At 68.0% G+C, this 12,147-nt stretch carries 11 protein-coding genes; 10 read left to right on the top strand and 1 reads right to left on the bottom strand.

What is annotated here, in order from left to right:
• Positions 1-70 precede the first annotated feature (70 nt).
• The 10 genes from ACGLHS_RS08335 to ACGLHS_RS08290 all read left to right on the top strand — a co-directional run bounded on the left by ACGLHS_RS08335 (position 71) and on the right by ACGLHS_RS08290 (position 11,251).
• On the top strand, positions 71-937 hold the full coding sequence (locus ACGLHS_RS08335; RefSeq protein ID WP_394478686.1) for a CheR family methyltransferase: 867 nt from the start codon (positions 71-73) through the stop codon (positions 935-937).
• The gene (gene cheD / locus ACGLHS_RS08330) at positions 934-1,605 is read left to right on the top strand and encodes a chemoreceptor glutamine deamidase CheD (protein WP_394478684.1); all 672 of its coding nucleotides are present in this window, start codon (positions 934-936) and stop codon (positions 1,603-1,605) included. The genes ACGLHS_RS08335 and cheD overlap by 4 nt, the downstream gene beginning before the upstream one ends.
• Positions 1,602-2,687, top strand: a complete 1,086-nt coding sequence (locus tag ACGLHS_RS08325; RefSeq protein ID WP_394478682.1) for a chemotaxis response regulator protein-glutamate methylesterase — start codon at positions 1,602-1,604, stop codon at positions 2,685-2,687. The genes cheD and ACGLHS_RS08325 overlap by 4 nt, the downstream gene beginning before the upstream one ends.
• A gap of 31 nt (positions 2,688-2,718) precedes the next feature.
• Positions 2,719-3,114 (top strand): chemotaxis response regulator CheY, encoded by a 396-nt coding sequence (cheY, locus tag ACGLHS_RS08320; protein ID WP_176801079.1) that lies wholly within the window; start codon positions 2,719-2,721, stop codon positions 3,112-3,114.
• A gap of 1 nt (position 3,115) precedes the next feature.
• Positions 3,116-3,757, top strand: a complete 642-nt coding sequence (gene cheZ / locus ACGLHS_RS08315) for a protein phosphatase CheZ (protein ID WP_394478679.1) — start codon at positions 3,116-3,118, stop codon at positions 3,755-3,757.
• 133 nt (positions 3,758-3,890) lie between these two features.
• The gene (gene flhB, locus ACGLHS_RS08310; RefSeq protein ID WP_394478677.1) at positions 3,891-5,033 is read left to right on the top strand and encodes a flagellar biosynthesis protein FlhB; all 1,143 of its coding nucleotides are present in this window, start codon (positions 3,891-3,893) and stop codon (positions 5,031-5,033) included.
• Between the two features lie 61 nt (positions 5,034-5,094).
• Positions 5,095-7,194, top strand: a complete 2,100-nt coding sequence (gene flhA / locus ACGLHS_RS08305; protein ID WP_093238309.1) for a flagellar biosynthesis protein FlhA — start codon at positions 5,095-5,097, stop codon at positions 7,192-7,194.
• Positions 7,191-9,629 (top strand): flagellar biosynthesis protein FlhF, encoded by a 2,439-nt coding sequence (gene flhF / locus ACGLHS_RS08300; protein ID WP_394478674.1) that lies wholly within the window; start codon positions 7,191-7,193, stop codon positions 9,627-9,629. The genes flhA and flhF overlap by 4 nt, the downstream gene beginning before the upstream one ends.
• A gap of 10 nt (positions 9,630-9,639) precedes the next feature.
• Positions 9,640-10,479, top strand: a complete 840-nt coding sequence (locus ACGLHS_RS08295; RefSeq protein ID WP_394478672.1) for a flagellar biosynthesis protein FlhG — start codon at positions 9,640-9,642, stop codon at positions 10,477-10,479.
• A 37-nt stretch (positions 10,480-10,516) separates the two neighbouring features.
• Positions 10,517-11,251: an RNA polymerase sigma factor FliA gene (locus tag ACGLHS_RS08290; protein WP_093238311.1), complete on the top strand. Its 735-nt coding sequence runs from the start codon at positions 10,517-10,519 to the stop codon at positions 11,249-11,251.
• A 3-nt stretch (positions 11,252-11,254) separates the two neighbouring features.
• On the opposite strand, the gene ACGLHS_RS08285 is transcribed toward ACGLHS_RS08290, so the two are convergent.
• Positions 11,255-12,016 (bottom strand): SDR family oxidoreductase, encoded by a 762-nt coding sequence (locus ACGLHS_RS08285; protein WP_394478669.1) that lies wholly within the window; start codon positions 12,014-12,016, stop codon positions 11,255-11,257.
• Positions 12,017-12,147 lie beyond the last annotated feature (131 nt).

The raw sequence follows: 12,147 nt of genomic DNA, 5'->3' as shown, positions 1-12,147 counted from the left end.
GGCCGCCCGGTGGCACCGGAAGTGCAGGGCTTTTGCGCGTCTGATCGGCCCATTGGAAACGGCGCCCGCTATGTACATTGAAAGTCATGCTTCCAGGCTGGCTGTGACTACCGAGTTCCTTTTTACCGACAACGACTTCTCCAGAATCCGGACCCTCATCCATCGCCGCGCCGGCATCGCCCTGGGCGAGCAGAAGCGGCAGATGGTGTACAGCCGGCTCTCGCGTCGCCTGCGCGAGCTTCAGCTCCCGGAGTTCTCCACCTATCTGGACCTGCTCGAAGCCAGCCACGATGGGGCAGAGTGGCAGTTGTTCATCAACTCGCTCACCACCAACCTGACCTCGTTCTTTCGCGAGGCGCATCACTTTCCGGCGTTGGCCGCGCACGTGCGCAAGATGCCGCAGCCGGTCACCGTGTGGTGCGCGGCCGCCTCGACGGGGGAGGAGCCCTATTCGATCGCCATCACGTTGATGGAAGCGCTCGGCGAGCGCGCGGGTTCGGCCCGCGTGATCGCCACAGACATCGACACCGCCGTGCTGGCCAAGGCCTCGACCGGCGTGTTCACCACCGAGCAGGTGGCACGCCTGTCGCCCGAGCGGCTGCGGCGCTTCTTCAACAAGGGCACGGGCGCCAACGCCGGCAAGGTGCGCGTGCGGCCCGAGGTGGCCGCGCTCGTCAAGTTCTCGCGGCTCAACCTGCTCGACACCTCGTGGCCGGTGAAGGAGCCCGTCGACGCGATCTTCTGCCGCAACGTGATGATCTATTTCGACAAGCCGACGCAAAAGAAGGTGCTCGACCGCTTTGCGCCGCTGCTCAAGCCGAACGGCCTGCTGTTCGCGGGGCACTCCGAGAACGCCTCGCTGGTCAACCAGGCCTTCAGGTCGCTCGGCCAGACGGTGTACGAGCTCTCGCGCACGCGCGCCCCGGGTGTGCCATGAGCGCAGCGGCACCCGGCTCGGTGGCCAGCCACCACTACTTCGACCGCGACGTCGGCCTCATGGCCGTCAAGCTTTTGCCGTCGGAGTACTACGTGACCGCGAACGACACCGTGCTGAGCACCGTGCTCGGCTCGTGCGTGGCCGCCTGCCTGCACGATGCCGACGCCGGCGTGGCCGGCATGAACCACTTCATGCTGCCCGACGACAGCGAGCCCGGCACGCGCGACCCGGCCGAGTCGATGCGCTACGGCACCTACGCCATGGACGTGCTGATCCGCGAGCTGGTGCGCGCGGGCGCGCGGCGCGACCGGCTGCGCGCCAAGGTGTTCGGCGGCGGCGCGGTGCTGGCCAACATGACCACGCTGAACATCGGCGACCGCAATGCCGACTTCGTGCTGCGCTACCTGAACGCCGAGCGCATCGAGGTGGCCGCGCAAGACCTGCGCGGCCCGCATGCGCGCCGCGTGTGCTTCCTGCCGGCCACCGGCAAGGCCATCGTGCGCAAGCTGCGCGCGCAGACCGAGGTGCAGCTGATCCAGCGCGAAGAAGGCGAGCTGCTGCGCAGGCTGTCGGGCCAGCGCGTGCCAGGCGACATGGAAAGAACAACAACAGGCAATGCCGCCACGGCCCGCACGGTGCCGGCGGCAGGAAACAAAGGAAGCCGGTGAGCGTCAAAAAAATCAAGGTGCTGTGTGTCGACGATTCGGCACTGATCCGCAGCGTGATGACCGAGATCATCAACAGCCAGGCCGACATGACCGTGGTCGGCACCGCCGCCGATCCGCTGGTGGCGCGCGACCTCATCAAGGTCACGAACCCCGACGTGCTGACGCTGGACGTCGAAATGCCGCGCATGGACGGGCTGGAGTTTCTCGAGAAGCTGATGCGCCTGCGGCCGATGCCCGTGGTCATGGTGTCTTCGCTGACCGAGCGCGGCTCGGAGATCGCGCTGCGCGCGCTCGAGCTGGGCGCCATCGACTTCGTGACCAAGCCGCGCCTGGGCGTGCGCGACGGCCTGCTCAACTACACCGAGCTGATCGCCGGCAAGATCCGCACGGCCGCCAGCGCGCGCCTGCTGCCCAGCCGCCATGCCGCAACGGCCCGCGCCAGCGCCGACGTGCCGCAGGAGTCATTGCTGCGCAGCCCGCTGCTGAGTACCGAGAAGCTCATCATCATCGGCGCATCGACCGGCGGCACCGAGGCCATCCGCGAAGTGCTGCAGCCGCTGCCGCCCGACTCGCCCGCGGTGCTGATTGCGCAGCACATGCCCGCGGGCTTCACGCGCTCCTTCGCGCAGCGGCTGGACGGCCTGTGCCGCATCAACGTGAAAGAGGCCGTGCACGGCGAGCGCGTGCTGCCCGGCCATGCCTACATCGCGCCCGGCGGCTTTCACCTGTCGCTGGACCGCAGCGGCGCCAACTACGTGGCGCACCTGGACCAGGAGCCGCCCGTCAACCGGCACCGGCCCTCGATCGACGTGCTCTTCGATTCGGCCGCCAAGCATGCCGGCAAGAACGCCATCGGGATCATCCTGACCGGCATGGGCAAGGACGGTGCCGAGGGCCTGCTGCGCATGAAGCGCGCCGGTGCCCACACGCTGGCGCAGGACGAGGCCAGCTGCGTGGTGTTCGGCATGCCGCGCGAGGCCATCGCGCTGGGCGCGGTGGACGACGTGTCCCCGTTGAGTGAAGTCAGTCGCCGGGTTCTGGCGCACCTTCGTACGTTCGGCGAACGCACGAACCGAGTTTGAAAAACGACCTGTTGGAGTTGGAAATATCGTGATCGACAAGAGCATCAAAATCCTGGTTGTGGACGACTTCCCGACCATGCGCCGCATCGTGCGCAACCTGTTGAAGGAGCTGGAGTTCCTCAACGTCGACGAGGCCGAGGACGGCGCCGCGGGCATCGAGAAGCTGCGCGGCGGCAACTTCGGCTTCGTGGTGTCCGACTGGAACATGCCGAACATGGACGGCCTGACCATGCTGCAGACCATCCGCGCCGACCCGGAGCTCAAGAAGCTGCCGGTGCTGATGGTCACGGCCGAAGCCAAGAAAGAGAACATCGTCGCGGCCGCGCAGGCCGGCGCCAACGGCTACGTGGTGAAGCCCTTCACCGCCGCCACGCTCGAAGAGAAGATCACCAAGATCTTCGAGAAGCTCGCCAAGGAAGCCAGCTGACATGAGCCACGATGCAGCGGGGAGCGCGGACCCGACAGACACCGCCGAACAACTGCTGGGCCGCATCGGCCAGCTCACGCGCCAGTTGCGCGAAGGCCTGCGCGAGCTGGGCCTCGACAAGCAGGTGGCCAAGGCCGCGCAAGCCATTCCGGACGCACGCGACCGCCTGAGCTACGTGGCTGCCACCACCGAGCGCGCCGCGCACCGCGCGCTCAATGCCATCGACGTGGCGCAGCCGCTGCAGGAAGCCCTGGCGACCGATGCCAAGGGGCTGAGCCAGCGCTGGGACGAATGGTTCGAGAACCCCATCGAGCTCGACCACGCGCGCGAGCTGGTGCTGGACACGCGCGGCTACCTCAACGAAGTGCCGCAGCGCGCGAGCGCCATCAACTCGCAGCTGATGGAAATTTTGATGGCGCAAGACTTCCAGGACCTGACCGGCCAGGTCATCAAGAAGATGATGGAAGTGGTCAACGACGTCGAGACGCAACTGCTGCAGGTGCTGATCGACAACTCGCCACCCGAGAAGCGCCAGGAGGCCGTGCACAGCCTGCAGAACGGCCCGCAGATCAAGCCCGGCAACCCCGACGCCGTGACCGACCAGGCGCAGGTCGACGACCTGCTGGAGAGCCTGGGTTTCTAGGCCTGCGCGGCCCTGTTGATTGTCCGAATTGCAGGGCGATACCGGCCCTGATCGACGGATTGTTCCGAACGACCGGATTCAATAATTTGGTCTTGAGCAAGGCGTACTTCGCCAGTGCTGGTTCGGAGCATGAATGGCTGAGGAAAGCGATCTCGAGAAAACGGAACCCGCCTCCGAGCGGCGCCTGGAGAAGGCGCGCGAGGAAGGCAACGTGGCCCGTTCGCGCGAGCTCACCACCTTCGTCATGCTGGGCATCGCCAGCGCCGGGCTGTGGTTCGCGGCGGAGTCGCTCAGCGCGAGCATGAACGGCGCGCTGCGCCGCGGCCTGCACTTCGACCGCGCCAGCGCCTTCGACCCTTCGCACATGCTGGCCCAGAGCGGGCTCATGGCGTTCCAGGCGCTCATGGCCATCGGCCCGCTGTTCGCGATGATGGTGGTGGCGGCGGTGGCCGCGCCCCTGATGCTGGGCGGCTGGATGTTCTCGACCAAGGCGGTCGCGCCGAACTTCGGCAAGCTCAATCCGCTGGCCGGCATCGGCCGCATGTTTTCCGCGCAGTCGCTGGCCGAGCTGTTCAAGGCGCTGGCCAAGTCGGCGCTCATTGGCGGCGTGGCGTGGTGGGTCATCGTGGACGACATCGAGGCCGTGATGGCGTTGATGGCGCAGCCCGCGCACTACGCGCTGCCGCACGCGATCGTGCTGGTGGCCAAGCACTGCGCGTTGATCGCGGCCACGCTGCTGCTGGTCGCGCTCATCGACGTGCCGTTTCAGCTGTGGAGCTACTACCGGAAGCTGCGCATGTCGCGCGAAGACGTGCGCCAGGAGCACAAGGAAAGCGAAGGCGATCCGCACATCAAGGCGCAGATCCGCCGGCAGCAGCAACAGATGGCACGGCGCCGGATGATGTCCCAGGTGCCCAAGGCCGACATCGTGCTCACCAACCCGACGCACTTCGCGGTGGCACTCAGCTACCTGGACAGCGACATGCGCGCGCCGCGCGTGGTGGCCAAGGGCACCGAGCTTGTTGCCGCGCGCATCCGCGAGCTGGCGAAAGAAAACAAGGTCGCCATTCTGGAAGCGCCGTCGCTCACGCGCGCGCTCTACAAGCACACGAAGCTGGGCGATGAAATTCCGGCGGGCCTCTACACGGCCGTGGCCGAGGTGCTGGCCTGGGTCTACCAGCTCAAGCGCTGGAAGAGCGAGGGCGGCGACGCGCCGCGCACGCCGACCGATCTGCCGGTGCCCGCAGAACTCCAGTACGCCGTGGATGCCGCATGAACGCAGTGCCGGGCCGCCCCAAGACAGTTTGCTCCGCAGCGCGGCGCATGAAGGCTATTGAATGAACGCGATGACTCAACTGCTGCGCCTGCCGACGCGGATGTTCTCCGGATCGCAGTTCAAGGGGCTCGCGGGGCCGATCCTCATCATCATGATCCTGAGCATGATGGTGCTGCCGCTGCCGCCATTCCTGCTGGACCTGCTGTTCACCTTCAACATCGCCATGTCGGTGATGGTGCTGCTGGTGAGCATGTACACGATGAAGGCGCTGGACTTCGCGGCCTTCCCGGCGGTGCTGCTGTTCTCGACGCTGCTGCGCCTGTCGCTGAACGTGGCTTCCACGCGCGTGGTGCTGATGCACGGCCACACCGGGCCCGATGCGGCGGGCAAGGTGATCGAGGCCTTCGGCCACTTCCTGGTGGGCGGCAACTTCGCGGTGGGCGTGATGGTGTTCATCATCCTCGTGCTCATCAACTTCATGGTGATCACCAAGGGCGCGGGGCGCATCGCCGAGGTGGGGGCGCGCTTCATGCTCGACGCGATGCCCGGCAAGCAGATGGCCATCGACGCCGACCTGAACGCCGGCCTGATCGGCGAGGACGTGGCCCGCAAGCGCCGCACCGAAGTCGCGCAAGAGGCCGACTTCTACGGCTCCATGGACGGTGCCAGCAAGTTCGTGCGCGGCGACGCCATCGCGGGCCTGCTCATCATGGTGATCAATATCATCGGCGGGCTGGTAGTGGGCATGGTCCAGCACGGCCTCGACTTCTCGACCGCCGGCCGCACGTACACGCTGCTGGCCATCGGCGACGGCCTGGTGGCGCAGATTCCGGCGCTGGTGATCTCGACCGCCGCCGGCGTGATCGTCTCGCGCGTGACCACCGACGAAGACGTGGGCAGCCAACTCACGGGCCAGCTCTTCTCGAACCCGCAGGTGCTGTTTCTCACGGCCGGCATCGTCGGCCTGCTGGGCATGATCCCGGGCATGCCGAACCTGGCCTTCCTGCTGATCGCGGGCGGGTTGGCGTGGATGGGCCGGCGCCTGCTGCTGCGCAAGCCGCGCGAAGCCGCCGCACAACAGGCCGCTGCAGCCGAGGCCGCGAACCTTGCGCCCACGGCGGAGATGGCCGAGGCCACGTGGGACGACGTGGCCATGGTCGACCCGCTCGGCATGCAGGTCGGCTACCGCCTGATCCCGCTGGTGGACCAGTCGCAGCAGGGCGAACTGCTGGGCCGCATCAAGAGCATCCGCAAGAAGATCGCGCAGGAGATCGGCTTCCTGGTGCCCGTGGTGCACATCCGCGACAACCTGGAGATCAAGCCCAACACGTACATCATCAGCCTGAAGGACGTGGAGATCGGCCGGGGCGAGGCCTTCCCCAACCAGTGGATGGCGATCAACCCGGGGCAGGTCACCGGCACCTTGCCCGGCACGCCCACGCGCGACCCGGCCTTCGGCCTTGCCGCGACGTGGATCGACGCCAGCCAGCGGCAGCAAGCGCAGGTGTACGGCTACACGGTGGTCGATGCCTGCACCGTGATGGCCACGCACCTGAACCACCTGATCCAGACCCACGCCGCCGAGCTGCTGGGCCGCCAGGAAGTGCAGCAGCTGCTCGACCAGATCGGCAAGACCGCACCCAAGCTCACCGAAGACCTGGTGCCCAAGGTGCTGTCGCTCAGCACGCTGCACAAGGTGCTGCAGAACCTGCTCGACGAAGAGGTGCCGATCCGCGACATGCGCACCATCCTCGACGTGATGGCCGAGCACGCGCCGACCATCAAGGACCCGACCGAGCTGACCACGCTCACGCGCCTGGCCTTGGGTCGCGCCATCACGCAGCAGCTGTTCCCGGGCGACATCGAGATGCAGGTGATCGGCCTGGACGGCTCGCTCGACGGCGTGCTGCAGCAGGCGCTGACCAACAGCAGCGGCATCGAGCCCGGCATTGCCGACAACCTGCTGCAGCAGGCGCAGGCCGCCATCGTGCGGCAGGAGCAGATGGGCCTGGCGCCCGTGCTGGTCGTGCAGCACTCGCTGCGCGTGCTGTTGTCCCGTTTCCTGCGGCGCAGCCTGCCGCAGCTCAAGGTGCTCTCGCATGCCGAGATCCCTGACTCCCGGACCATCAAGATCACCGCCGCCATTGGAGGACGCGTTTGAATTCCCAAGCTGAAACACGCGACGTGCGCACCACCGCACGCAAATTCGTCGCGGCCACCGGCCGAGAAGCCCTGCGACTGGTGCGCGAGACGCTCGGCGCCGAAGCCATCGTGCTCACCCACCGTGCCACGGCCGAGGGCGTCGAGATCGTCGCCATGGCCGAGGGCGATGTGCAGGAGGCGCTGGAGAACGCCGCGCCCGCGATCCAGGTGGAGCCCGTCGTGCCGGTGGCACCGGTTGCCGCGCCGGCACCGATGCCGCTCGCCGCGATCGCGTCTGCGGCTGCACCGGCGGAAGCAGCGGTGCTCAGCGAACTCCATTCGATGCGCGGAATGATCGAGGAACAGCTTGCCAGCGTGGTCTGGAGCGACAAGCAGCGCCGCGACCCGGTGCGCGGCCGTCTGCTGCGCACCTTGCTCGGTGCAGGCTTCAGCGCGCGCCTGTCGAAGGCCATGCTCGAGAAGCTGCCCACCGGCCGGAGCTACGCCGAAGGCATGGCCTTCGTGCGCTCCGAACTCATCCGCGCGGTGCCGGTGCATGAAGACGAAGACGCGCTGTTCGCGCAAGGCGGCGTGTACGCGCTGATGGGCCCCACGGGCGTGGGCAAGACCACCACCACGGCCAAGCTGGCCGCGCGCTGCGTGATGCGCTTCGGCGCCGACAAGCTCGCGCTGGTGACCACCGACAGCTACCGGATCGGCGCCTACGAGCAGCTGCGCATCTACGGCGAAATTCTCAACGTGCCGGTGTACGCCGTGAAGGACGCGGCCGACCTGCACCTGGTGCTGCAGGACCTGCGCGACAAGCACATGGTGCTGATCGACACCGTCGGCATGAGCCAGCGCGACCGCGCCGTGTCGGAGCAGATCGCCATGCTCGGCAACAGCCACCGGCCGGTCAAGCGGCTGCTGCTGCTCAACGCGACCAGCCACGGCGACACGCTCAACGAAGTGGTGCACGCCTATCGCAACGGCAACGACCTGACGGGCTGCATCTTCACCAAGGTCGATGAGGCCACGCACCCCGGTGCGTTGATCGACACCGTGATCCGCCATCGCCTGCCGGTGCACTACATCTCCAGCGGCCAGAAAGTGCCCGAGAACCTGATGAAGGCCGACCGCGCGCAACTGGTGGACAGCGTGTTCCAGCCGCGCCAGCACAGCCCGTTGTTCGTGCCTGCCGAGACCGATCTGAACGACGAGCCCGCGGGTGCGGGCCCGTCGGCGCAGGTGGTGCAGGCACAGGGCGAGGCCGACCGGCTGCGCCTGAAGTACCAGAACCTGATCCGCGCGATGGCGCACGACGCGCAGGAGCTGGCCACCGCCGCGAGTGCGCTGGCCGGTGCGCAGATCGGCTTCGAGCGCGCACGCGGGCTCTGGCGCCAGGCGGGCGACGATGCGGTCGGCCAAAAGGCGGTGCTGCAGGATCTGTCGGAACATGCGCGCAGCGAAGTCGCCGCCGGCTGCGAGACCCATGTGCTCGCGCTGTGCGGGCAGGTCGGCCTGCGCTCCAGCGAAAGCGGCGACGCTTATGAATGCCATGGCAGCCTGCTGCTGTCGGACCGCAGCGGCCTGCCGCTGGCGGCGCCGAACCAGTGGCTGTCTACCGCCGCGCGCGGTGCGGCCGATGCTTCGCGCAGGCCCGGCATGCGGCAGGTGCAGTGGCTGCGCCAGCAGGACTTCGGCAAGGCGCTCGTGCATGTGCTGGGCAAGCTGCCCGGCCTCGACGTGGTGATGCAGTGGCAGGCCTCGGGCCAGCACTGGCTGGCGCGCGCGCCGGGCTCGACGGCAGTGATCGACGCGCGCACCGGCGCGGCCTGCACGCTGGCACGCATCGGCTTTGAGTTCGGCGAAGCGCGCCCCGTGCGCTTCCGCGGCAAGCCCGCGCTGCAGTGCGAAGCGCATGCCGACGTGGTGCCGCGCCCCGGTGCCGCCGCCATGGCCGCAGGCATCGACCGCGAGGCGCTGCCCACGCTGCGCTGCGTGGCGACGAAGGTGATCGATGCGCGCAGCCGCAAGGTGCTGTCGCAGGGCTATGCGCTGTCCAACGTCGGTGCCGAGGTCGGCCCGCAGCAGCTCGCGCAATGGCAAGGCTGGGCCAACGACGCCGAGCCCTGCCTGCGCCTGATGCGCGACGGCGTGCAACTGGTCGGCGGCATGGGCGAGCTGGGCGACCCGAACATGATGAAGCGGCTGTTGATTGCCGGCCAGATGAGCACCACCGTGTGGCGCTTGCTGCAGGCCGAAGGCGACTGGGCCGAGCGCACCCGCATGCTGCTGGGCCAGTTGACGGGGCGCGCCGTGCGTGCCGGCCGGCCGATGACCGGCAGCGCGCTGTACGCGGGTGTCGGCAAGTTCTTCCTGCTGCTCGAAGCACTGGGCACCGAGTCGACCGCGCCCACGCAGGCGCCGCGCGCACTGGTGCAGATGGGTTGAGGGGCATCGCATGAGCAAGCGGGTCACGGATCAGGCAGACGGGCTGCGGCGCCTGCTCGCGCAGACGCCGACGCGTGTCGTCGCCGTGGCGGGCATGGGCCCCGGTGCGGGCGCGACCACGACCGCCATGAACCTGGGCGCGGCGCTGGTGCAGCAGGGCAAGAACGTGCTGCTGCTGGACGAGCATTGCCCGAAAGAGCGATCGGCCTGCGACGGCTGGGCCATCGATCCGTTGGGCAACCTGGCCGGCGCACGCCTGGGCATCGAAAGGGCGGCCGCGCGCGCCGGTTCGGGCGTGCACGTGCTGCCCGCGCCACCCGGCGTGGCGCACGACGCGACCGATCCGCGTTCGATGTGGCCCAGCGGCGTGGTCATCGTCGATGCGGCCTTCGATGGCGAAGGCCGGTTGTCGGCGCTCGCGCAAGGCGCCGACGAACTGCTGCTGGTGTTGCAGCCGCATCCCGCGTGCATCACCTCGGCCTATGCCGGCATCAAGCGCCTGCATTACGCGCATGGGCTCCAGCAGATGCGCTTTCTGGTCAATGGCGTGACCGATGTCGATGCAGCGCAGAAGGTCATGAGCAACCTGGCCAACGCGGGCAGCCGTTATCTCGCGCTGTCGCTGCAGCCGGCCGGCTTGGTGAGGTCCGATCCGCGGCTGGCCGATGCGTGGCGGCTGCGGCAGACCGCCGTCGAGGCCTTTCCTGCCAGCGCGGCCGCCGTCGATTTCCGCCGCGTCGCCGACGACATGGGGCGCTGGCCATGGCGCGAGGTGGGCGTGCGCGCACCGTCTTCGTCGTCACCGCAACTGCAGCAACCGCTGCAGCCGTCGCACGCGGTCGCTGCCTGACCCCGCCGCATCTGGACGAAACCGGAAAAGGACGGCCGTGTACACCGCACAGGGAACCATCGAGAAATCCCACCTGCTGGCGCAGCACCAGCCGCTGGTGCGCCGCATCGCGCTGCAGATGATGGCCAAGCTGCCCGCCAGCGTGGAGCTGGACGACCTGATCCAGGCCGGCATGCTGGGCCTGTTGGACGCATCGAGCCGCTACCAGGACAACCGCGGCGCCCAGTTCGAGACCTTCGTCAGCCAGCGTATCCGCGGCGCCATGCTCGACGAACTGCGCGCCAACGACTGGGGCTCGCGCGGCCTGCGCCAGTCGGCGCGCGGCATCGAGAAAGCGATACAGGCGCTGGGCCACCGGCTCGGTCGCTCGCCCACCGAAGGCGAGATTGCCAAGGAACTGAAGATCGACCTGGAGGCCTACCAGTCGATGCTGCAGGAGATCCAGGGCTGCCAGCTCCTGTATGTCGAAGACTTCGCCAAGGGTGAGCCCGACAACCCCTTCCTCGACACGCATGCGCAGGACACGCGCAAGGACCGCCGCAGCAGCGACGACCCGCTGGAGCAACTGCTGGAGAGCGGTTTTCGCCATCAGCTCGTGGACGCCATCGGGGCGCTGCCCGACCGCGACCAGCTGCTGCTGAAGCTCTACTACGAGGAAGAGCTGAACCTGCGCGAGATCGGCGCGGTGCTCGAAGTGAGCCAGTCGCGCGTGTGCCAGTTGCACAGCCAGGCGATCAGCCGGCTGCGGGCCAAGCTGAAGGACGTGCTGTAGGCGCTACAGGCTCGCGGTGATGCCGCCGTCCACGTACAGGATGTGGCCGTTGACGAAGCTCGATGCGTCCGAGGCCAGGAAGATGGCCGCGCCGCCCAGCTCTTCCACATCGCCCCAGCGGCCGGCCGGCGTGCGGCCCGAGAGCCACGAGGTGAAGGCCTCGTCGGCCACCAGCGCCTGTGTCAGTTCGGTCTTGAAGTAGCCCGGCCCGAGGCCGTTGACCTGGATGCCGTATTTGCCCAGGTCGATGGCCATGCCCTTGGTGAGCATCTTCACCGCGCCCTTGGTGGCGGCGTAGGGCGCGATGCCGGGGCGGCCCAGCTCGCTTTGCACCGAGCACACGTTGATGATCTTGCCGCGCTTGCGCTCGATCATGCGTTGCGCCACGAAGCGGCCCACGAGGAACACGCTGTCGATGTTGGTGGTGGTGATCTTGTGCCAGGCATCGATGGGGAACTCCGCGAACGAGCCCCGGTGCTGCATGCCGGCGTTGTTGACGAGGATGTCGATGGCGCCGATGTCGGCTTCGATGGCGGCCACGCCGGCCTCGACCGCGGCGGCGTCGGTGACGTCGAAGGCCATGGCCTCGGCCGCGACACCCTGGGCGCGCAATGCATCGCGGGCCGCAGCGAGCGAGGCGGCATCGCGGGCATTGAGCACCACGCGCGCGCCGGCCGCGCCGAGCGCCTGCGCCAGCGCGAAGCCGATGCCCTTGCTGGAGCCGGTGACGAGGGCGGTGCGCCCGGAAAGATCGAACAGTTTCAAGAAGGACTCCTGGGGAAGGCGCGCGCGGCGTGCCCGGTGCATGACAGCGAGAATACGTTACCGGTATCTTTCGAGAGCGTCAACCAGTGAAACCTGCGTTGCCAGCCTTGGGTCGGCCCACTTAAAGTTAC

The organism is Variovorax sp. VaC1 (genome assembly GCF_043658315.1).
Taxonomy (GTDB): Bacteria; Pseudomonadota; Gammaproteobacteria; order Burkholderiales; family Burkholderiaceae_C; genus Variovorax.
This window is presented reverse-complemented; position numbering and strand designations above follow the sequence as displayed.

What these genes read in the sequence shown, in the direction of transcription:
- ACGLHS_RS08335 (WP_394478686.1), top strand. Translation starts at nt 71, where the DNA reads ATGTACATTGAAAGTCATGCTTCCAGGCTGGCTGTGACTACCGAGTTC.
- flhA (WP_093238309.1), top strand. Translation starts at nt 5,095, where the DNA reads ATGAACGCGATGACTCAACTGCTGCGCCTGCCGACGCGGATGTTCTCC.
- ACGLHS_RS08295 (WP_394478672.1), top strand. Translation starts at nt 9,640, where the DNA reads ATGAGCAAGCGGGTCACGGATCAGGCAGACGGGCTGCGGCGCCTGCTC.
- flhB (WP_394478677.1), top strand. Translation starts at nt 3,891, where the DNA reads ATGGCTGAGGAAAGCGATCTCGAGAAAACGGAACCCGCCTCCGAGCGG.
- cheZ (WP_394478679.1), top strand. Translation starts at nt 3,116, where the DNA reads ATGAGCCACGATGCAGCGGGGAGCGCGGACCCGACAGACACCGCCGAA.
- cheD (WP_394478684.1), top strand. Translation starts at nt 934, where the DNA reads ATGAGCGCAGCGGCACCCGGCTCGGTGGCCAGCCACCACTACTTCGAC.